The 17,511-nt window shown below is 62.5% G+C and carries 30 protein-coding genes; all 30 read right to left on the reverse strand.

Going from position 1 to position 17,511, the window contains the following annotated elements; genetic code table 11:
- Positions 1 to 37 precede the first annotated feature (37 nt).
- Complete coding sequence (locus SOM47_RS16980) at positions 38 to 1,396, reverse strand: class II 3-deoxy-7-phosphoheptulonate synthase (protein WP_192084514.1); 1,359 nt, start codon at positions 1,394 to 1,396, stop codon at positions 38 to 40.
- Positions 1,397 to 1,462: 66 nt separating this feature from the next.
- The gene (locus SOM47_RS16985; RefSeq protein WP_320506243.1) at positions 1,463 to 1,966 is read right to left on the reverse strand and encodes a disulfide bond formation protein B; all 504 of its coding nucleotides are present in this window, start codon (positions 1,964 to 1,966) and stop codon (positions 1,463 to 1,465) included.
- 152 nt (positions 1,967 to 2,118) lie between these two features.
- Positions 2,119 to 2,505: a 50S ribosomal protein L17 gene (rplQ, locus tag SOM47_RS16990; RefSeq protein WP_042614208.1), complete on the reverse strand. Its 387-nt coding sequence runs from the start codon at positions 2,503 to 2,505 to the stop codon at positions 2,119 to 2,121.
- Between the two features lie 186 nt (positions 2,506 to 2,691).
- Complete coding sequence (locus tag SOM47_RS16995; protein WP_042614209.1) at positions 2,692 to 3,690, reverse strand: DNA-directed RNA polymerase subunit alpha; 999 nt, start codon at positions 3,688 to 3,690, stop codon at positions 2,692 to 2,694.
- A 55-nt stretch (positions 3,691 to 3,745) separates the two neighbouring features.
- Positions 3,746 to 4,375 (reverse strand): 30S ribosomal protein S4, encoded by a 630-nt coding sequence (gene rpsD, locus SOM47_RS17000; RefSeq protein ID WP_042614210.1) that lies wholly within the window; start codon positions 4,373 to 4,375, stop codon positions 3,746 to 3,748.
- Positions 4,376 to 4,389: 14 nt separating this feature from the next.
- Positions 4,390 to 4,779 (reverse strand): 30S ribosomal protein S11, encoded by a 390-nt coding sequence (gene rpsK, locus SOM47_RS17005; RefSeq protein WP_042614211.1) that lies wholly within the window; start codon positions 4,777 to 4,779, stop codon positions 4,390 to 4,392.
- 11 nt (positions 4,780 to 4,790) lie between these two features.
- A complete protein-coding gene (gene rpsM, locus SOM47_RS17010) occupies positions 4,791 to 5,147 on the reverse strand; it encodes a 30S ribosomal protein S13 (RefSeq protein WP_042614233.1) in 357 nt (118 codons plus the stop codon).
- Between the two features lie 361 nt (positions 5,148 to 5,508).
- Complete coding sequence (secY, locus tag SOM47_RS17015; RefSeq protein ID WP_042614212.1) at positions 5,509 to 6,876, reverse strand: preprotein translocase subunit SecY; 1,368 nt, start codon at positions 6,874 to 6,876, stop codon at positions 5,509 to 5,511.
- Between the two features lie 7 nt (positions 6,877 to 6,883).
- Positions 6,884 to 7,327 carry a 50S ribosomal protein L15 gene (rplO, locus tag SOM47_RS17020; RefSeq protein ID WP_042614213.1) on the reverse strand — a complete coding sequence of 148 codons (444 nt, stop codon included), beginning with the start codon at positions 7,325 to 7,327 and terminating at the stop codon, positions 6,884 to 6,886.
- A 4-nt stretch (positions 7,328 to 7,331) separates the two neighbouring features.
- On the reverse strand, positions 7,332 to 7,523 hold the full coding sequence (rpmD, locus tag SOM47_RS17025) for a 50S ribosomal protein L30 (protein ID WP_042614214.1): 192 nt from the start codon (positions 7,521 to 7,523) through the stop codon (positions 7,332 to 7,334).
- Positions 7,516 to 8,058, reverse strand: a complete 543-nt coding sequence (gene rpsE, locus SOM47_RS17030) for a 30S ribosomal protein S5 (RefSeq protein ID WP_042614215.1) — start codon at positions 8,056 to 8,058, stop codon at positions 7,516 to 7,518. Before rpsE ends, rpmD begins: the two co-directional genes overlap by 8 nt.
- A 160-nt stretch (positions 8,059 to 8,218) precedes the next feature.
- Entirely contained in the window at positions 8,219 to 8,578 is a 360-nt protein-coding gene (rplR, locus tag SOM47_RS17035) for a 50S ribosomal protein L18 (protein ID WP_182657547.1), read from the reverse strand.
- Positions 8,579 to 8,658: 80 nt separating this feature from the next.
- Positions 8,659 to 9,183 carry a 50S ribosomal protein L6 gene (gene rplF / locus SOM47_RS17040; protein ID WP_042614217.1) on the reverse strand — a complete coding sequence of 175 codons (525 nt, stop codon included), beginning with the start codon at positions 9,181 to 9,183 and terminating at the stop codon, positions 8,659 to 8,661.
- Positions 9,184 to 9,200: 17 nt separating this feature from the next.
- Positions 9,201 to 9,599: a 30S ribosomal protein S8 gene (rpsH, locus tag SOM47_RS17045; protein WP_004145387.1), complete on the reverse strand. Its 399-nt coding sequence runs from the start codon at positions 9,597 to 9,599 to the stop codon at positions 9,201 to 9,203.
- A gap of 224 nt (positions 9,600 to 9,823) precedes the next feature.
- The gene (gene rpsN / locus SOM47_RS17050) at positions 9,824 to 10,129 is read right to left on the reverse strand and encodes a 30S ribosomal protein S14 (RefSeq protein WP_042614218.1); all 306 of its coding nucleotides are present in this window, start codon (positions 10,127 to 10,129) and stop codon (positions 9,824 to 9,826) included.
- Between the two features lie 20 nt (positions 10,130 to 10,149).
- Positions 10,150 to 10,692, reverse strand: a complete 543-nt coding sequence (rplE, locus tag SOM47_RS17055; protein WP_042614219.1) for a 50S ribosomal protein L5 — start codon at positions 10,690 to 10,692, stop codon at positions 10,150 to 10,152.
- Between the two features lie 10 nt (positions 10,693 to 10,702).
- Positions 10,703 to 11,020, reverse strand: coding sequence for a 50S ribosomal protein L24 (rplX, locus tag SOM47_RS17060; protein ID WP_042614220.1), 318 nt, complete (start codon positions 11,018 to 11,020; stop codon positions 10,703 to 10,705).
- A 16-nt stretch (positions 11,021 to 11,036) separates the two neighbouring features.
- The gene (gene rplN, locus SOM47_RS17065) at positions 11,037 to 11,405 is read right to left on the reverse strand and encodes a 50S ribosomal protein L14 (RefSeq protein ID WP_042614221.1); all 369 of its coding nucleotides are present in this window, start codon (positions 11,403 to 11,405) and stop codon (positions 11,037 to 11,039) included.
- 13 nt (positions 11,406 to 11,418) lie between these two features.
- Positions 11,419 to 11,688, reverse strand: coding sequence for a 30S ribosomal protein S17 (rpsQ, locus tag SOM47_RS17070; RefSeq protein ID WP_042614222.1), 270 nt, complete (start codon positions 11,686 to 11,688; stop codon positions 11,419 to 11,421).
- Between the two features lie 11 nt (positions 11,689 to 11,699).
- Complete coding sequence (gene rpmC, locus SOM47_RS17075) at positions 11,700 to 11,885, reverse strand: 50S ribosomal protein L29 (RefSeq protein WP_042614223.1); 186 nt, start codon at positions 11,883 to 11,885, stop codon at positions 11,700 to 11,702.
- Positions 11,885 to 12,298, reverse strand: coding sequence for a 50S ribosomal protein L16 (rplP, locus tag SOM47_RS17080; protein WP_042614224.1), 414 nt, complete (start codon positions 12,296 to 12,298; stop codon positions 11,885 to 11,887). Before rplP ends, rpmC begins: the two co-directional genes overlap by 1 nt.
- 5 nt (positions 12,299 to 12,303) lie before the next feature.
- On the reverse strand, positions 12,304 to 13,035 hold the full coding sequence (gene rpsC / locus SOM47_RS17085) for a 30S ribosomal protein S3 (protein ID WP_042614225.1): 732 nt from the start codon (positions 13,033 to 13,035) through the stop codon (positions 12,304 to 12,306).
- A 17-nt stretch (positions 13,036 to 13,052) separates the two neighbouring features.
- The gene (gene rplV / locus SOM47_RS17090) at positions 13,053 to 13,388 is read right to left on the reverse strand and encodes a 50S ribosomal protein L22 (protein ID WP_017355410.1); all 336 of its coding nucleotides are present in this window, start codon (positions 13,386 to 13,388) and stop codon (positions 13,053 to 13,055) included.
- Between the two features lie 12 nt (positions 13,389 to 13,400).
- Positions 13,401 to 13,670 carry a 30S ribosomal protein S19 gene (rpsS, locus tag SOM47_RS17095; RefSeq protein ID WP_042614226.1) on the reverse strand — a complete coding sequence of 90 codons (270 nt, stop codon included), beginning with the start codon at positions 13,668 to 13,670 and terminating at the stop codon, positions 13,401 to 13,403.
- Positions 13,671 to 13,676: 6 nt separating this feature from the next.
- Positions 13,677 to 14,504: a 50S ribosomal protein L2 gene (gene rplB / locus SOM47_RS17100; protein WP_042614227.1), complete on the reverse strand. Its 828-nt coding sequence runs from the start codon at positions 14,502 to 14,504 to the stop codon at positions 13,677 to 13,679.
- Between the two features lie 10 nt (positions 14,505 to 14,514).
- Complete coding sequence (gene rplW / locus SOM47_RS17105) at positions 14,515 to 14,814, reverse strand: 50S ribosomal protein L23 (protein WP_042614228.1); 300 nt, start codon at positions 14,812 to 14,814, stop codon at positions 14,515 to 14,517.
- Positions 14,811 to 15,416: a 50S ribosomal protein L4 gene (gene rplD, locus SOM47_RS17110; RefSeq protein WP_042614229.1), complete on the reverse strand. Its 606-nt coding sequence runs from the start codon at positions 15,414 to 15,416 to the stop codon at positions 14,811 to 14,813. The genes rplW and rplD overlap by 4 nt, the downstream gene beginning before the upstream one ends.
- Before the next feature lie 12 nt (positions 15,417 to 15,428).
- A complete protein-coding gene (gene rplC / locus SOM47_RS17115) occupies positions 15,429 to 16,079 on the reverse strand; it encodes a 50S ribosomal protein L3 (protein ID WP_042614230.1) in 651 nt (216 codons plus the stop codon).
- Positions 16,080 to 16,090: 11 nt separating this feature from the next.
- Entirely contained in the window at positions 16,091 to 16,402 is a 312-nt protein-coding gene (rpsJ, locus tag SOM47_RS17120; RefSeq protein ID WP_010341589.1) for a 30S ribosomal protein S10, read from the reverse strand.
- Between the two features lie 331 nt (positions 16,403 to 16,733).
- Positions 16,734 to 17,511: elongation factor Tu (locus tag SOM47_RS17125; protein WP_320506244.1), on the reverse strand; the 778-nt coding region annotated here is incomplete at its 5' end.

Below are 17,511 nucleotides of genomic sequence, written 5' to 3' on the forward strand. Positions count from 1 at the left end.
TCTGACCCCGGACTCTGACCCCAGACTCTGACCCCTGTCAGCCTGCCTGCTTGCGCACGATCGCCATCGCGATTTCCAGCGACTGCTCGTAGTTCAGTCGCGGATCCACGCTGGATCGATAGGCACGTTCCAGGTCGCGCTCGGTGAGCTCGCGCGCGCCGCCGGTGCACTCGGTGACATCCTCACCGGTCATCTCCAGGTGGACGCCACCCAATCGCGTGCCCGCTGCGGCATGCAGGTCGAAGGACAGCTCCACCTCACCGCGGATGTTGTCGAAGCGACGCGTCTTGTAGCCGTTGCCGGTGCTTTCGGTGTTGCCATGCATCGCATCGCAGACCCACAGCACGCGACGCCCGTCGCGCTTCACCGCATCCAGCAGCGGTGGCAGCTTGTCGGCGATCTGCGCTGCGCCCATGCGGTGGATGAAGCTCAGGCGGCCCGGCTCGTCGTCCGGGTTCAGCACGTCGATCAGGCGCAGCAACTGGTCCGGCTGCACCGACGGCCCGACCTTGATCGCGATCGGATTGCGCACGCCACGCAGGTATTCCACGTGGGCGCCATCCAGCGCCGCCGTGCGCATGCCGATCCACGGGTAGTGCGTGCTCAGGTTCAGCCAGCCCTGCTGGCGTGGCACCTGCCGCGTCAGGCCCTGCTCGTAGGGCAGCAGCAGCGCTTCATGCGAGGTATAGAAGTCGACCCGCTTGAGGTTGTGCACGCGCGAACCGGAAATGGTCTCCATGAAGCCGATCGAATCCTCGATCGAGGTCACCATCTTCTGGTATTCAACGGCCAGCGGCGAATGCCGCACCCACTCCAGGTTCCAGTATTCCGGGTGATGCAGGTCGGCGAAGCCGCCGTCGATGAGCGCGCGCACAAAGTTCATCGTCATCGCCGAATGGGCATGCGCCTGCAGCATCCGACGCGGATCCGGCAGGCGTGCCGCTTCGGTGAAGGCCGGCGCGTTGATCACATCGCCGCGGTAGCTCGGCAGGGTCACCCCGTCGCGCGTTTCGGTATCGGCAGAACGCGGCTTGGCGTACTGGCCGGCGAAGCGCCCGACGCGGATAACCGGCTTGCGCAGACCGTGCACCAGCACCAGGCTCATCTGCAGCAGCACCTTGAGCCGGTTGGAGATCATGCCCGACTCGCAGTCGCTGAAGTTCTCCGCGCAGTCACCGCCCTGCAGCAGGAAACGGCGCCCTTCCTGGGCGTCGGCCAACTGCTGCTTCAGTGCGACGATCTCCCACGAGGTCACCAGCGGCGGCAGCCGCTTCAGCTCATGCAGCGCGGCATCCAGCGCCACCGGATCCGGGTAGGTGGGCATCTGCAGCGCGGTCTTGCCGCGCCAGCTGTCCGGTGACCAGTCGACGGTGGGCAGGGAATCAACGGACGACATGACGAACTCCAGAACGTTCAGGGTAGCGCCGAGCCATGCTCGGCGGGACAACTACAGCAGGCACGCTCAGCGCGTGCGGCGGAACGATACCAGCAACGCCCAGGCCGCCAGCAGGGCGAACCACGCCAGCGACCACATCGGCATCGTCAGCCCGAGGAAGGTCCAGTCGATGTTGCCGCAGTTGCCGGTGCCGGTCAGCACCGTGCGGAACACTTCGAAGGGCCCCATGGTTTCGCTGAGGAAGGCCAGTGGCGGGCCGCAGGTGGCGCCGAACTCCGGCGGGATCATCTGCACGTACACGTGCCGTGCCGCGATGCCGATCCCCACGCCTGCGGCAATGAAGGCCAGCACCCCGAAGGTGACCCGGCCGGGGCGGTTGGACGGCCCGTGCAGTGCACCTATCAGGAACAGCAGGCCCAGCGCGGCGAAGGCGATGCGCTGGAAAATACACAACGGGCACGGCTCCAGCCCCATCTGCAACTGCAGGAAGATGGCGTAGCCGAGCAGACCGGCACAGATCAGGAAACCCAGCAGGAACTGGGCGCGGAACGGCCAACGGAACGGATTCATGGGGCGACTCTAGCCAGGCAGGTGCCAAGGGTAACCGACCGGCGCCGCCGTTCGAACCGCTGCGCGCCGCGCCGGTCGGAATATCGCCGCCTGCCAACGCAAAAGCCCGGCGCGAGGCCGGGCTTCTGACAGTACAGCAGGAAACGGTCCGATTACTCGGCCACTTCCTCGGCAACGGCGGCCGGACGGTCGACCAGCTCGACGTAGGCCATCGGCGCATTGTCGCCGGCGCGGAAACCGCACTTCAGCAGACGCAGGTAGCCACCCGGACGCGACGCGTAACGCGGGCCGAGGATGGTGAACAGGTTGCCGACGGCTTCGTTGTCACGCAGGCGGGCGAAGGCCAGACGACGGTTGGCGACGGAGTCGACCTTGGCCAGGGTGATCAGCGGCTCGGCGACGCGGCGCAGTTCCTTGGCCTTCGGCAGGGTGGTCTTGATCAGCTCGTGCTTGAACAGCGAGGCGGCCATGTTCTTGAACATCGCTTCGCGGTGGGCGCTGGTGCGGCTGAACTTACGGCCGGATTTCTGGTGACGCATGGTGGTGATTCCTTTGCAAGATTGAGGCTTTGGGGATCGTTGTCGCCGTCATGGCGCTGAATTCGGACTGCGGATGGTCCTGGCCGCCCGTCCTGGTCGGCCTGTCCGCGGACGTTTCGTCCGTCGGTTTGTGCGAAGGCCCCACCGTCGCCGGTGGAGCCTTTCGCGGTATTGCAGAAGCAGGTATCAGCCCAGCATGCCGTGGCTGGCGACACCGGCCGGCGGCCAGTTCTCCAGCTTCATGCCGAGTGACAGACCACGCTGGGCCAGCACTTCCTTGATCTCGGTGAGCGACTTCTTGCCCAGGTTCGGGGTCTTCAGCAGCTCCACTTCGGTCTTCTGGATCAGATCGCCGATGTAATAGATGCTTTCCGCCTTCAGGCAGTTGGCCGAACGCACGGTCAGCTCCAGGTCGTCGATCGGGCGCAGCAGCACCGGATCCACGCCGTTGTTGGCCGGCTTGGCTGCACCGCGGTCGCGGTGGGTGAAGTCACCGAACACCGACAGCTGGTCGCTGAGGATGTCGGCGGCAGTGCGCACGGCTTCCTCGGCGTCGATGGTGCCGTTGGTCTCGATATCGATGACCAGCTTGTCCAGGTCGGTACGCTGTTCGACACGTGCCGCTTCCACGGCATAGGCGACGCGGCGGACCGGCGAGAACGAGGCATCCAGGACCAGGCGGCCGATGGCACGGGTTTCTTCGTCCGGACGACGACGCGCGGCAGCCGGCTGGTAGCCGAAACCACGTTCGATCTTCAGACGCATGTTGACTGCCGTATCCTTGGTCAGGTTGCAGATCACGTGGTCGCCGTTGAGGACCTCCACGTTGTGATCGACCTTGATGTCGGCAGCGGTAACGACGCCCGGACCCTGCTTGGACAGGGACAGGGTGGCGCTGTCGCCGGTATGCATACGGATGGCCACGTCCTTCAGGTTGAGCAGGACTTCAAGCACGTCCTCCTGCAGACCTTCGACCGTGGTGTACTCATGCAACACGCCGTCGATTTCGACTTCCGTGATCGCGAAGCCCGGGATGGACGACAGCAGGACGCGACGCAGGGCGTTGCCCAGCGTGTGCCCATAACCACGCTCCAAGGGTTCGATAACGACCTTGGCGCGTGTGTCGGTAAGGCGTTCGATCTGCGGGCCACGAGGACGCAGAACCTGGTTGGCGGTAACCGTCATGTTGCGGGTTCTCCTAGTGAACCCCCGGCCGTCGCCGGGGGCTCTCCAATGTGAATTACTTCGAATACAGCTCGACGATCAGCGCTTCATTGATGTCTGCAGGCAGGTCCGAACGATCCGGAACCGCCTTGAAGACGCCGGCGAACTTGCCGGAATCCACTTCAATCCACGACGGACGCATGTCGTGCGTGGCCGAAACGGTCAGGGCTTCCTGGACGCGCAGCTGCTTGGCAGCTTTTTCGGACAGTGCAACCGCGTCGCCGGCCTTGATCTGGTACGAAGCCAGGTTGACCGACTTGCCGTTGACGGTGACGCCGCGGTGCGAGACCAGCTGACGAGCAGCCGGACGGGTCACAGCGAAGCCCATGCGATAGACGACATTGTCCAGACGGGTTTCCAGCAGCTGCAGCAGGTTCTCGCCGGTGTTGCCCTTCTTGGTCGAGGCCTTCTTGTAGTAGTTGCGGAACTGACGCTCCAGCAGGCCGTAGATACGCTTGACCTTCTGCTTTTCACGCAGCTGGGTGGCGTAGTCGGACAGCTTGCCCTTGCGGGCAGTGGCGCCGTGCTGGCCGGGCTTCTGCTCCAGCTTGCACTTGGAGTCCAGCGCACGCGCCGGGCTCTTGAGGGAAAGGTCGGCGCCTTCGCGGCGGGCGAGCTTACAGGTAGGACCGATATAACGAGCCATTTCTTATCGCTCCCTTAGACGCGACGCTTCTTCGGCGGACGGCACCCGTTGTGCGGGATTGGCGTCACGTCGATGATGTTGGTGATCTTGTAACCGACGTTGTTCAGCGAACGAACGGCGGACTCACGACCCGGACCCGGGCCCTTGATGCGGACTTCCAGCGACTTCACGCCGTAGTCGAGCGCAGCACGGCCGGCCTTTTCGGCGGCAACCTGGGCAGCGAACGGGGTCGACTTGCGCGAACCGCGGAAGCCGGCGCCACCGGAGGTCGCCCACGACAGGGCATTACCCTGGCGGTCGGTGATGGTCACGATGGTGTTGTTGAAAGAAGCGTGGACGTGGGCGACGCCATCAGTGATGACGCGCTTGATCTTCTTCTTGGTCTTAGCAGCGGGCTTAGCCATTTATGTGTCCCTTACTTCCTGATCGCCTTGCGCGGACCCTTGCGGGTGCGGGCGTTGGTACGGGTACGCTGGCCACGCAGCGGGAGACCGCGACGATGACGCAGACCGCGGTAGCAGCCCAGGTCCATCAGGCGCTTGATCGCGATGCCGATTTCACGGCGCAGATCACCTTCAACGATGTACTTGCCGACTTCCGAACGCAGACGCTCGATTTCCGGCTCCGACAGATCGCGGATCTTGGTGGTCGAAGCAACGCCTGCGACTTCGCAGACCTTCTTCGAACGGGTACGGCCGATGCCGTAAATGCTTTGCAACCCGACCCAGACATGCTTCTGGGCTGGCAGGTTGACGCCTGCAATACGCGCCATGACGCGGTTCTCCAGCTGAGTGATGGCCGACAGCGCACCATGAAGGCGCGCAAATCCGGCAGGATGGATCAAAAATGGTAACCAACAAACGAACAGGTTCCGGTTTACTGGAAAGTCCGTGAAACCACGAAGGCTTCATGAACCTTGGCCCGGGGAGTGTGCCCAGGCTCCGGCGCCGGATCAGGTTGGTCGCGACGGCAATCCCGGGGGATTGCTGCCGTGGCCGCCCGCGCTACTCCTGCGCAGGACCACCAGATCTCACCCCCACCCGGAACCGCTGCGGGGGCCGCCCTTCTTTGGATAGCCGGGTCCGCGAAGCGGAGGACCATCACATCAGGAAGACGATAGTGTAACAGGGAGATCAGCCGCGCGCAAAACCGCCACGGTTGCCGCCCTTCAGGTTTGCCTTCTTCAGCAGGCTCTCGTACTGGTGCGACATCAGGTGCGCCTGCACCTGGGCGATGAAGTCCATCACCACCACCACCACGATCAGCAGCGAGGTGCCGCCGAAGTAGAACGAAGCATTCAGCTGGGTGCGCATCAGTTCCGGCAGCAGGCAGACGATCACCAGGTAGGCCGAACCAGCTGCGGTCAGGCGGGTCAGCACGCCGTCGATGTAATCGGCGGTGGCCTTGCCCGGACGAATGCCCGGGATCAGCGCGCCCGACTTCTTCAGGTTGTCGGCGGTCTCCTGCGAGTTGAACACCAGCGCGGTATAGAAGAACGCAAAACCGGTGATCAGGCCAGCGAACACGATCATGTGCAGCGGCTCGCCCGGGCCCAGCGCATTGGCGATCTTCTGCAGCCACTGGCCGGTGGTGCTCTGGTTGGCCGCCTGGCCGGACCACATCGCCAGCGTTGCCGGGAAGGCCAGCAGGCTGGAGGCGAAGATCGCGGGGATCACGCCGGCCATGTTGAGCTTCAGCGGCAGGAACGAGGTCTGGTTCATGTACGCGTTGCGGCCGCCCTGGCGACGTGCGTAGTTCACCGTGATGCGGCGCTGGCCGCGTTCGACGAACACCACGAAGAAGGTGAAGGCCAGCACCACCAGCGCGATCAGCAGCAGCTGGATGAACTGGATGTTGCCGTCACGGTAGGCGTCGAAGGTGTGGATGATCGCACCCGGCAGACCGGCGACGATGCCGGCGAAGATGATCAGCGACACACCGTTGCCGATACCGCGCTCGGTGACCTGCTCGCCGACCCACATCAGGAAGATCGTACCGGCGGTCAGCGCGATGATGGCCGTGAGCACGAAGCCCATGCCCGGCGCATATACCACGGCCGCGCCACCAGGCGAGACCTGGTTCTGCAGCGCCAGCGCGATGCTGCCGCCCTGCACCACCGCCAGCAACACGGCGCCGATGCGGGAATACTGGGTGATCTTGCGGCGTCCGGATTCACCTTCCTTCTGCAGCGCCTTCAGCGCCGGGAAGATGTGGACCGCCAGCTGCATCACGATCGATGCCGAAATGTACGGCATGACGTTCAGCGCGAAGATCGAAAAACGGTGCAGGGCGCCGCCCGAGAACATGTTGAACATGTCCACGATGCCGCCGCCCTGCTGTTCCATCATGGCAAGCATGGCATCGGGATTGACGCCCGGGACCGGCACATAGCAGCCGATCCGATAGACGATCAAAGCCCCGACCACGAACAGCAGACGTTGGCGAAGTTCAGTGAACTTGCCCATTCCACCCGCGAGGTTACCGATGCCAGCTTGCGCCATGATGCTATTACTCCGTTACGCTGCCGCCGGCAGCTTCGATCGCAGCCTTGGCACCAGCCGTGGCAACGATGCCCTTCAGGGTGTACGCCTTGGTCAGTTCGCCCTTGACGACGATCTTGGCCCGCTTGGCAATGCTCGGGACCAGCTTGGCTTCACGCAGGATGGCGAAGGTGATCTCGCCGGCCGGCAGCTTGTCCAGCTGGTACAGCAGCACTTCAGCGGTGTCCTTGGCGATCGGCGAATTGAAGCCGATCTTCGGCAGACGACGCTGCATGGGGGTCTGGCCGCCTTCGAAGCCGGCCTTGATCTTGCCGCCACCCTTGCGGGCGAACGAACCCTTGTGGCCGCGGCCGCAGGTCTTGCCCAGGCCGGAGCCGATGCCACGACCGACGCGGGTGCGTGCGGTACGGGCGCCCGGTGCCGGGCTCAGGTCATTCAGATGCATGGTCATTGGATTATTCCTCAACCTTGACGAGGTAGTGAACCTTGTTGATCAGGCCGCGAACCTGCGGGCTGTCCTTCAGTTCACGCACATCGTTGAGCTTGCTCAGGCCCAGGGCGCGGACCGACAGGCGGTGCAGCGACTGGGAACCACGAAGGCCGCGCACCAGGCGCACCTTGACGGTCTTGCCGGTTTCATTAGCCATGGTTCAGATCCTCTACCTTCTTGCCGCGCTTGGCCGCGATGCGGGCCGGCGACTGCGTGGCAGCCAGGCCCTTCACGGTGGCACGCACCAGGTTGATCGGGTTGCGCGAACCGGTGGCCTTGGCCAGCACGTTCTTCACGCCAACTGCTTCCAGCACGGCACGCATGGCGCCGCCGGCGATCACGCCGGTACCTTCCGAGGCCGGCTGCATGAACACACGGGCTGCGCCGTGACCGTCCTTGACCGTGTGCCACAGAGTGCCGTTGTTCAGATCGACGGTGACCTGGTTCTTGCGAGCCTGTTCCATCGACTTCTGGATGGCGACCGGCACTTCGCGCGCCTTGCCATAGCCGAAACCGACCTTGCCTTCGCCATCGCCGACCACGGTCAGTGCGGTGAAGGTGAACTGGCGACCGCCCTTGACGGTCTTGCTGACGCGGTTGACCGCGACCAGCTTCTCGATCATGCCGTCGTCGACTTTCTCTTCGCGGTTACGGTCGCGATCGCGACCCCGCTGCTGACGTTCTTCTGCCATTTCTATTCCTTGATTGATTGGGTATGTACGGCTCAGGGCCGCTTATGGTTGTGAAGTGATGCGTTGTTCCGTCATGTCGTTGCAGAAGAACGACAGCGTCCGGCCACCCTCTGGCCGGCGAGCAGGCGGAAAGGAGCCCGGAGGCTCCCTTCCTTGTCCCTTAGAACTGCAGGCCGGCTTCGCGGGCAGCGTCAGCCAGGGCCTTGATGCGGCCGTGGTAACGGTAACCCGAACGATCGAAGGCCACCTTCTCGATGCCAGCGGCCTTGGCGCGCTCGGCAACGATGCGACCCACCTTGGCGGCGGCTTCGGCGTTCTTGCCGCTCTTCAGGCCATCCTTGACGTCGGCCTGGGTGGTGTTGGCGGCAGCCAGCACCTTCGAGCCGTCGGCAGTGAAGACCTGCGCGTACAGGTGCTGACCGGTGCGCAGCACCGACAGACGGGCGACGCCGAGCACACGGATGTGGGCGCGGGTCGACTTGGCACGACGCAGACGGGCGATGTTCTTGTTCATGATTATTTGTCCTGGAAAGCTGAAGGTCAGGCTTCTCCCCGGGGAGTCCGCACACGGAGGTGCGGGCTCTTGCGAGGGACTCGCGCTTACGCCTTCTTGGCTTCCTTGCGAATGATGACTTCGTCGGAGTACTTCACGCCCTTGCCCTTGTACGGTTCCGGCTTGCGGAACGCACGGATCTTGGCGGCGACTTCACCGACGACCTGCTTGTCCGCGCCCTGGACCAGGATCTCGGTCTGGGTCGGGGTGGTGATGGTGATGCCTTCCGGCGCCACGTACAGCACCGGGTGCGAGAAACCGAGCGCCAAGCTCAGGTCCTTGCCCTGCATCGACGCACGGTAACCGACGCCGACCAGCTCCAGCTTGCGCTCGAAGCCTTCGGTGACGCCCTTGACCATGTTGGCCAGGATCGCGCGGACGGTACCGGTCAGCGGCACGAGGGCTGCGTCTTCGGTGCTCAGGGTGGCAACGCCGTTTTCGACATTGATTTCGATACCAGCCGGCTTGGCCAGCGACAGGGTGCCCTTCGGGCCCTTGGCGGTGACGTTCTCGTTCTGGACGTTCAGTTCGACCTTACCCAGGTCGATCGGCTTCTTGGCTACACGGGACATGTCTTACTCCTTTCGCCTTAGGCCACGAAGCACAGGACTTCGCCGCCGACGCCCAACTGGCGCGCCTGCGCATCAGTCATGATGCCCTTGGAGGTGGAAATGATGGAGATGCCCAGGCCGTTCATGACCTTCGGCAGTTCGCTCTTGCCACGGTACTGGCGCAGGCCCGAACGCGAGAAGCGCTTCAGGGTCGCGATGACCGGCTTGCCTTCGAAATACTTCAGCACGATTTCCAGCTCGGACTTGTTGTTCTCGAGCGCGGTAACGCGCAGGTCGGTGATGTAACCCTCGTCCTTCAGGACCTGGGCGATCGCAACCTTGATCTTGGACGACGGGGCTTTCACCGTCTGCTTGCCAACCGCTGCCGCATTCTTGATGCGGACCAGCAGGTCGGCGATGGGATCAGTCATGCTCATTATGAGTACCTTTGAGTGCACCGATATCCGCTTTCGCGAATTCTGTTTTTGTTCCTGGAATGGGCCAGAACCCTGTTACTCCCCCACGACAGGCGCAGAGCGAGACGCGGGAGTATACGCCAAAAGAGCCCGACTTGCGTCGGGCTCCCTGGTTTTTTCTGGAGGGCAGCTGAACTTGCCTCCCCTGGATCCGCCCCGCCCTGTTCAGGCAAGGCGGTCAGCTGTTACCAGCTGGCCTTGCGCAGGCCCGGGACGTCACCACGCATGGTGGCTTCGCGGAGCTTGTTGCGGCCCAGGCCGAACTTGCTGTACACGCCACGCGGGCGGCCAGACAGTTCGCAACGGTTGCGGTGGCGGCTCGGCGACGAATCGCGCGGCAGCTTCGACAACTTGGTGGAGGCTTCGATCTTCTCTTCGTAAGACGCGTCCGGGGAGGACACGATCTTCTTCAGGGCAGCGCGCTTGTCAGCGAACTTCTCAGCCAGCTTCTTCCGCTTGATGTCGCGGTTGACCATGGAGGTCTTTGCCATTTCGGTTATTCCTCGACGTATCAGTTACGGAACGGGAACTTGAACGCTGCCAGCAGCGCCTTCGCTTCCGCATCGGTCTTCGCCGTGGTGGTGATGGCGATATCCATGCCGCGGATCGCGTCGACAGCGTCGAAGTCGATTTCCGGGAAGATGATCTGTTCCTTCACACCCATGTTGAAGTTGCCGCGACCGTCAAAGGAACGGCCGGAAACACCACGGAAGTCGCGCACGCGCGGCAGCGAGATGTTGATCAGGCGGTCCATGAACTCGTACATCTTTTCACGGCGCAGCGTGGTCTTGCAGCCGATCGGCCAACCATCGCGGATCTTGAACGACGCAACCGACACACGCGACTTGGTGACAACCGGCTTCTGGCCGGAAATCTTGGTCATGTCGCCGACGGCGTTTTCCAGGATCTTCTTGTTGGTCGCTGCTTCACCGACACCCATGTTCAGGGTGACTTTGACCAGCTTCGGCACTTCCATCGGATTCTTGTAGCCGAACTGCTTCATCAGCGCCGGGACTACTTCTTCCTTGTAAAACTTTTCGAGACGGGTATTCATCAGCGCATCCTCAGGCGTCGAGCGCCTCACCGCTGGAGCGGAACACACGCAGTTTGCGTCCATCCTCCAGCACCTTGAAGCCAACGCGCTCGCCCTTGCCCGTTGCCGGGTTGACGACGCTTACGTTGGAGATATGGATCGACGCTTCACGCTCGACCACGCCGCCGGCAACGCCTGCCTGCGGATTCGGCTTGGTGTGGCGCTTGACGATGTTCACGTTGGCGACGACCACACGGTCGCCGTCGACGCGGACGATTTCGCCCTGCTTGCCCTTGTCCTTGCCAGCGGTGACGACAACCTGGTCGCCCTTCTTGATACGGTTAGCCATGATTATCTCCTGTCGCTCACAGCACTTCGGGAGCGAGCGAGACGATCTTCATGAACTTCTCGGAACGAAGTTCACGCGTCACCGGTCCGAAGATACGGGTGCCGATCGGCTCCTGCTTGTTGTTCAGCAGGACAGCCGCGTTGCCGTCGAAGCGGATCAGCGAACCGTCCGGACGACGAACACCCTTACGGGTACGGACAACAACGGCGTCGTAAACTTCGCCCTTCTTGACCTTGCCGCGCGGAATCGCATCCTTCACGGTGACCTTGATGATGTCACCGATGTGGGCATAACGGCGCTTGGAACCGCCAAGCACCTTGATGCACATCAGTTCCTTGGCACCGGAGTTGTCCGCGGCGTCAAGGTAGCTCTGCATCTGGATCATGAGTCAGATCTCCTTATTCAGCCGCACGCGTGATGACTTCCACCACGCGCCAGTTCTTGGTCTTGGACATCGGAGCAATCTCGGTCACGCGCACGACATCGCCTTCGTTGCAGGCATTGTCGGCATCGTGGGCGTGCAGCTTGGTCGAGCGCTTGATGTACTTGCCGTACAGCGGGTGCTTGACCTGGCGTTCCACCAGGATGGTGACCGTCTTGTCCATCTTGTTGCTGACGACACGGCCTTCGACCGTGCGCAGCGCTTTGTTTTCAGTATTGTCGCTCATAGCGGCCATCCTTACTTGATGCTGCCGAGCAGGGTCTTGGTGCGAGCAATCTCGCGCCGGACCCGGCGGATATCGTGAGTCTTCGGCAGCTGGCCGGTGACCTGCTGCATACGGACAGAGAACTGTTCCTTACGCAGGTCGATCAGGTGGGCCTTCAGTTCGTCAGCCGACTTTTCACGGAGTTGTTTGAGGTCCATCAGCGCACCGTCCGGGTTACGAAAGTGGTGGTGACCGAAAGCTTGGCGGCGGCCAGGCGGAACGCCTCGCGTGCCACGTCTTCGGTTACACCCTCGATTTCATAGATCATGCGGCCGGGCTGGATCTGGGCCACCCAGTATTCCACGTTGCCCTTACCCGAACCCATTCGAACTTCGATGGGCTTCTTGGTGATGGGCTTGTCGGGGAACACACGGATCCACATCTTGCCACCGCGCTTGACGTAGCGGCTGATCGAGCGGCGGGCCGCTTCGATCTGACGCGCGGTCAGCTGACCGTGGGCGGTTGCCTTCAGGCCGTACTCGCCGAAGCTGACAGCATTGGCGCTCCAGCTCAGGCCGTCGTTACGACCCTTATGTACCTTGCGGTATTTGGTTCGCTTGGGTTGCAACATTGTCGTTACCTCGCTTCACGAGCCGGGCGCTGACGGTCACCGCGGTCGCCGCGATCGTTACGATCGTTGCGCGGGGAATCGTCCTGCTTTTCCTGGCCAACCTGGGAGAAATCGAAGACCTCGCCCTTGTAGATCCAGACCTTGATGCCGATGATGCCGTAGGTCGTCTTGGCTTCAGCGAAGCCGTAGTCGATGTCGGCACGCAGCGTGTGCAGCGGCACGCGGCCTTCGCGGTACCACTCCGAACGGGCGATTTCAGCACCGTTCAAACGGCCACCGACGTTGACCTTGATGCCCAGGGCACCGAGGCGCATCGCGTTGCCGACCGAGCGCTTCATTGCACGGCGGAACATGATGCGACGCTCAAGCTGCTGCGCGATGGACTCGGCAACCAGCTGGGCGTCCAGCTCGGGCTTGCGCACTTCGGTGACGTTGATGTGCGCCGGGACGCCCATCATTTCGCTCACTTCCTTGCGCAGCTTCTCGATGTCCTCACCGCGCTTGCCGATCACCACGCCCGGACGGGCGGTGTGGATCGTCACGCGAGCGGTCTTTGCCGGACGCTCGATCAGGATCTTGCTGATGCCGGCCTGCGCAAGCTTCTTGCGCAGCATTTCCCGCACCTTCAGGTCGGCCGCCAGGTAACCAGCGAACTCGGCCTTGTTGGCGTACCACTTGGAGTTCCAATCCTTGGAAATACCGAGGCGGATACCAATCGGATGAACTTTATGACCCATGGTCTTTTCCTTTCCGCTTACTTGCCGGCGCCCACAACCACAGTGATGTGGCTGGTGCGCTTGAGGATGCGGGTACCGCGGCCTTTCGCCCGCGCCATGAAACGCTTCAGGGTCGGACCTTCATCTACCATGATGGTCTGGACCTTCAGCTCGTCGACGTCAGCGCCCTGGTTGTTCTCGGCATTTGCAATAGCCGACTCCACCACCTTCTTGATCAGGTGGGCAGCCTTCTTGTCCGAGAACTTCAGCAGGTTGACCGCACGCTCGGCAGGCAGGCCACGCACCTGGTCAGCGACCAGGCGTGCTTTCTGCGCAGAGATGCGTGCGGAGCGCAAAATGGCTTTCGCTTCCATTGTCATCTCTCCTTACTTGCCGGACTTCTTGTCACCACCGTGACCCTTGAAGGTCCGGGTGATGGCAAATTCGCCGAGCTTGTGGCCGACCATGTTCTCGTTGATGAGAACCGGGATGTGGTTCTTGCCGTTATGCACGGCAATGGTGACGCCTACCATGTCAGGCAGGATCATCGAACGACGCGACCAGGTCTTGATCGGACGCTTGCTACCCGCAGCGGCAGCCACCTTAGCAACCAGGTGGTGATCGACAAACGGGCCTTTCTTGAGTGAACGTGCCATGGTCGATTAGCCCCTACGATCGCGGACGATGAACTGCTGAGTGCGCTTGTTGTGGCGCGTCTTGTAACCCTTGGTCGGGACACCCCACGGGGTGACCGGATGCGGATTACCCTGGCCGGCCTTCGCCTCACCACCGCCGTGCGGATGGTCAACCGGGTTCATGGCAGCACCACGAACGGTCGGGCGGACACCGCGCCAGCGCTTGGCGCCAGCCTTGCCCAGCTTTTCCAGGTTGTGCTCGTCGTTACCGACTTCACCGATGGTGGCGCGGCACTCGACCGGCACCTTGCGCATTTCACCCGAGCGCAGGCGCAGGGTGGCGTAGATGCCTTCACGAGCAACGAGCTGCACGGCGGCGCCGGCGGCACGAGCGATCTGTGCACCCTTGCCCGGCTTCAGTTCGATGCCGTGGATGGTGGTACCGACCGGGATGTTGCGCAGCGGCAGCGTGTTGCCTGCCTTGATCGGCGCATCGGAGCCCGCGATCACCTGGTCACCGGCCTTCAGGCCCTTCGGTGCGATGATGTAGCGACGCTCACCGTCGACGTAGCACAGCAGGGCGATATGGGCGGTGCGGTTCGGATCGTACTCAATCCGTTCCACGCGCGCCGGAATGCCTTCCTTGTTGCGCTTGAAATCGATGACGCGGTAATGCTGCTTGTGACCACCACCAACGTGACGCGTGGTGATGCGACCGTGGTGGTTACGACCACCGGACTTGCTCTGCGGCTCCAGCAACGCTGCGTGCGGTGCGCCCTTGTGCAGATCGGGCGTAACCACGCGCACGGCCGAACGGCGGCCGGGGGAAGTGGGCTTGAATTTCATCAATGGCATGGGATGGACCTCAGGCCTTGGCCGTTACATCGATGGACTGGCCATCGGCCAGGCGCACGTACGCCTTGCGCCAATCGCCACGGCGGCCAGCGCGGTTACGGAAGGACTTGTTCTTGCCCTTGACGTTCAGCACGTTGACGGCCTCGACCTTGACGTCGAACAGCTGCTCTACCGCGGCCTTTACATCGGCCTTGGTGGCTTCGTTCGAAATCTCGAAGACATACTGGTTGGAAAGTTCCTGCAGGCGCGCGGTCTTTTCAGAGACTCGCGGAGCGCGCAGCACGCTGAAGATTTTCTCGTTGCTGCTCATGCCAGCCACTCCTCGACCTTCTTGACCGCGTCAGCGGTAATGATGACCGTATCGGCACCGACCAGCGACACCGGGTCCAGGCCCTGCACGTCACGCACTTCCACGTAGGGAATGTTGCGGGCCGACAGGTACAGGTGCTCGGATGCATCTTCAGTGACGATCAGCGGGCGCTTGCCCACTTCCAGGCCGGCCAGCTTGGCGATCAACGACTTGGTGTTGGTCGCTTCGACATCGAAGGCCTCCACGATCGTCAAACGGCCCTGACGGTTCAGCTCGGACAGGATCGCGCACATGGCGGCACGGTACTGCTTACGGTTGACCTTCTGCTCGAAGCTGCGCGGCTTGGCCGCGAAGGTGACGCCACCGCCGACGAAGATCGGAGCCGTCAGCGCGCCATGACGCGCACCGCCGCCCTTCTGCTTCTTCGACTTCTTGGTGGTGCCAGCCACTTCAGAACGAGTCTTCTGAGCCTTGGTACCAGCGCGACCGGCGTTGCGATAGGCGACGACGACCTGGTGAACCAGATCTTCGCTGAAATCGCGACCGAACACGGCTTCGGAGACCGAGACCTTGTTGTTGCTACCCGTGATAACGAGTTCCATCGTCATCTCTCCTTATGCCTTGCTCGCCGGACGGACGATCACGTCGCCACCCGCCGCGCCCGGAACGGCGCCGCGAACTGCGATCAGACCGCGCTCGACGTCGACCTTGACAACTTCCAGGTTCTGGGTGCTCTGCTGCACCGAACCCATGTGACCGGACATCTTCTTGCCCGGGAACACGCGGCCGGGCGTCTGGCGCTGACCCAGCGAACCCGGCGCGCGATGCGACAGCGAGTTGCCGTGGGTAGCGTCACCCATGCGGAAGTTGTAGCGCTTGATGGTGCCCTGGAAGCCCTTGCCCTTGGTGACACCCTGGACGTCGACGATCTGGCCGACTTCGAAGATGTCCGCCTTGACTTCGCCGCCAACGGCGAAATCGCCGAGCTGCGCGTCTTCAACGCGGAATTCCCACAGGCCACGACCGGCTTCGACCTTCGCCTTGGCGAAGTGGCCGGCTTCCGGCTTGTTGACCAGGGCAGCACGACGTGCGCCGACGGTCACCTGCACGGCGCTGTAGCCGTCGGTTTCGACGGTCTTGATCTGCGCGATGCGGTTCGGGGAAGCTTCGATCAGGGTCACCGGGATGGACTGGCCATCTTCAGTGAAAACGCGGCTCATGCCAGCCTTGCGGCCCACGAAGCCCAACGAATATTTCTTCGTCATGGTCGTAGTCCTCAGGTCAGCTTGATCTGAACGTCGACGCCGGCAGCCAGTTCGAGCTTCATCAGCGCGTCCACGGTCTTGTCGTTCGGATCAACGATATCGAGCACGCGCTTGTGCGTGCGGGTCTCGTACTGGTCACGCGCGTCTTTGTCGACGTGCGGGGAGACGAGGATGGTGTAGCGTTCGATCTTGGTCGGCAGCGGGATCGGGCCACGCACTTGCGCGCCGGTCCGCTTTGCCGTTTCTACGATCTCGCTGGCCGAACGGTCGATCAAGCGATGATCGAACGCCTTCAGCCGGATACGGATCTTTTGGTCCGCCATGACGGGGGTTCCTTCGTTAAAAGAGCGACGGACAAGGCCTCTGGGTTGCCATGTCCCATGAATATCCTGAATACAGACGGCCCGCACTCCTGCAGGCCGACAAGGTCAATCCCTTAACCTCAAAAACGTAGGCAGGTCGGTTTCCCGGCCTGCCCAGACGTAGAAGCATAGCGCACATACAAAAAGCCTGTCAACACAGCGTGTTGACAAAGCCTGAATGGCGCGACCGATCCTGGTCCGGGGAACACGAAACACATCCTGTGTTTCTTTTCCCTTTTAAAAGCACCCCGATGCCCTACCCAGGCAACATCGGGGTGCAGAGTCTAACAGATTACTTGATGATCTTGGAGACCACGCCGGCGCCGACGGTACGACCGCCTTCGCGGATGGCGAAGCGCAGGCCTTCGTCCATGGCGACCGGGTTGATCAGGGTGACAACCATCTTCACGTTGTCGCCCGGCATCACCATTTCAACACCTTCCGGCAGCTTGGCAGCGCCGGTGATGTCGGTGGTGCGGAAGTAGAACTGCGGACGGTAGCCGTTGAAGAACGGGGTGTGACGGCCGCCCTCATCCTTCGACAGCACGTACACTTCGCCTTCGAACTCGGTGTGCGGCTTGATCGAACCCGGCTTGCACAGGACCTGACCGCGCTGCACGTCGTCACGCTTGGTGCCGCGCAGCAGCAGACCGGCATTGTCGCCTGCCTGACCCTGGTCGAGCAGCTTGCGGAACATTTCCACGCCGGTGACGGTGGTCTTGACGGTGTCGCGGATACCGACGATTTCGATTTCTTCGCCGACCTTGATCACGCCGCGCTCGATACGACCGGTCACCACGGTGCCGCGGCCGGAGATCGAGAACACGTCTTCCACCGGCATCAGGAACGGCTTGTCGACGTCACGCTCCGGCAGCGGAATCCAGCTGTCCAGGGCTTCGACCAACTTGATGACGGCCGGCACGCCGATGTCGCTCTGGTCGCCTTCCAGCGCCAGACGGGCCGAACCGGCGATGATCGGGGTGTCGTCGCCCGGGAAGTCGTACTTGCTCAGCAGCTCGCGCACTTCCATTTCGACCAGCTCAAGCAGCTCGGCGTCGTCGACCATGTCA

The sequence above is a fragment of the Stenotrophomonas sp. CFBP8980 genome (assembly GCF_034046095.1).
GTDB classification, from domain to species: Bacteria; Pseudomonadota; Gammaproteobacteria; order Xanthomonadales; family Xanthomonadaceae; genus Stenotrophomonas; species Stenotrophomonas lacuserhaii.

What these genes read in the sequence shown, in the direction of transcription:
- SOM47_RS16980 (WP_192084514.1), bottom strand. Translation starts at nt 1,396, where the DNA reads ATGTCGTCCGTTGATTCCCTGCCCACCGTCGACTGGTCACCGGACAGC.
- SOM47_RS16985 (WP_320506243.1), bottom strand. Translation starts at nt 1,966, where the DNA reads ATGAATCCGTTCCGTTGGCCGTTCCGCGCCCAGTTCCTGCTGGGTTTC.
- rplQ (WP_042614208.1), bottom strand. Translation starts at nt 2,505, where the DNA reads ATGCGTCACCAGAAATCCGGCCGTAAGTTCAGCCGCACCAGCGCCCAC.
- SOM47_RS16995 (WP_042614209.1), bottom strand. Translation starts at nt 3,690, where the DNA reads ATGACGGTTACCGCCAACCAGGTTCTGCGTCCTCGTGGCCCGCAGATC.
- rpsD (WP_042614210.1), bottom strand. Translation starts at nt 4,375, where the DNA reads ATGGCTCGTTATATCGGTCCTACCTGTAAGCTCGCCCGCCGCGAAGGC.
- rpsK (WP_042614211.1), bottom strand. Translation starts at nt 4,779, where the DNA reads ATGGCTAAGCCCGCTGCTAAGACCAAGAAGAAGATCAAGCGCGTCATC.
- rpsM (WP_042614233.1), bottom strand. Translation starts at nt 5,147, where the DNA reads ATGGCGCGTATTGCAGGCGTCAACCTGCCAGCCCAGAAGCATGTCTGG.
- secY (WP_042614212.1), bottom strand. Translation starts at nt 6,876, where the DNA reads ATGGCGCAAGCTGGCATCGGTAACCTCGCGGGTGGAATGGGCAAGTTC.
- rplO (WP_042614213.1), bottom strand. Translation starts at nt 7,327, where the DNA reads ATGACCATGCATCTGAATGACCTGAGCCCGGCACCGGGCGCCCGTACC.
- rpmD (WP_042614214.1), bottom strand. Translation starts at nt 7,523, where the DNA reads ATGGCTAATGAAACCGGCAAGACCGTCAAGGTGCGCCTGGTGCGCGGC.
- rpsE (WP_042614215.1), bottom strand. Translation starts at nt 8,058, where the DNA reads ATGGCAGAAGAACGTCAGCAGCGGGGTCGCGATCGCGACCGTAACCGC.
- rplF (WP_042614217.1), bottom strand. Translation starts at nt 9,183, where the DNA reads ATGTCCCGTGTAGCCAAGAAGCCGATCGACCTGGGTAAGGTCGAACTG.
- rpsH (WP_004145387.1), bottom strand. Translation starts at nt 9,599, where the DNA reads ATGAGCATGACTGATCCCATCGCCGACCTGCTGGTCCGCATCAAGAAT.
- rpsN (WP_042614218.1), bottom strand. Translation starts at nt 10,129, where the DNA reads ATGGCAAAGACCTCCATGGTCAACCGCGACATCAAGCGGAAGAAGCTG.
- rplE (WP_042614219.1), bottom strand. Translation starts at nt 10,692, where the DNA reads ATGAATACCCGTCTCGAAAAGTTTTACAAGGAAGAAGTAGTCCCGGCG.
- rplX (WP_042614220.1), bottom strand. Translation starts at nt 11,020, where the DNA reads ATGGCTAACCGTATCAAGAAGGGCGACCAGGTTGTCGTCACCGCTGGC.
- rplN (WP_042614221.1), bottom strand. Translation starts at nt 11,405, where the DNA reads ATGATCCAGATGCAGAGCTACCTTGACGCCGCGGACAACTCCGGTGCC.
- rpsQ (WP_042614222.1), bottom strand. Translation starts at nt 11,688, where the DNA reads ATGAGCGACAATACTGAAAACAAAGCGCTGCGCACGGTCGAAGGCCGT.
- rpmC (WP_042614223.1), bottom strand. Translation starts at nt 11,885, where the DNA reads ATGGACCTCAAACAACTCCGTGAAAAGTCGGCTGACGAACTGAAGGCC.
- rplP (WP_042614224.1), bottom strand. Translation starts at nt 12,298, where the DNA reads ATGTTGCAACCCAAGCGAACCAAATACCGCAAGGTACATAAGGGTCGT.
- rpsC (WP_042614225.1), bottom strand. Translation starts at nt 13,035, where the DNA reads ATGGGTCATAAAGTTCATCCGATTGGTATCCGCCTCGGTATTTCCAAG.
- rplV (WP_017355410.1), bottom strand. Translation starts at nt 13,388, where the DNA reads ATGGAAGCGAAAGCCATTTTGCGCTCCGCACGCATCTCTGCGCAGAAA.
- rpsS (WP_042614226.1), bottom strand. Translation starts at nt 13,670, where the DNA reads ATGGCACGTTCACTCAAGAAAGGCCCGTTTGTCGATCACCACCTGGTT.
- rplB (WP_042614227.1), bottom strand. Translation starts at nt 14,504, where the DNA reads ATGCCATTGATGAAATTCAAGCCCACTTCCCCCGGCCGCCGTTCGGCC.
- rplW (WP_042614228.1), bottom strand. Translation starts at nt 14,814, where the DNA reads ATGAGCAGCAACGAGAAAATCTTCAGCGTGCTGCGCGCTCCGCGAGTC.
- rplD (WP_042614229.1), bottom strand. Translation starts at nt 15,416, where the DNA reads ATGGAACTCGTTATCACGGGTAGCAACAACAAGGTCTCGGTCTCCGAA.
- rplC (WP_042614230.1), bottom strand. Translation starts at nt 16,079, where the DNA reads ATGACGAAGAAATATTCGTTGGGCTTCGTGGGCCGCAAGGCTGGCATG.
- rpsJ (WP_010341589.1), bottom strand. Translation starts at nt 16,402, where the DNA reads ATGGCGGACCAAAAGATCCGTATCCGGCTGAAGGCGTTCGATCATCGC.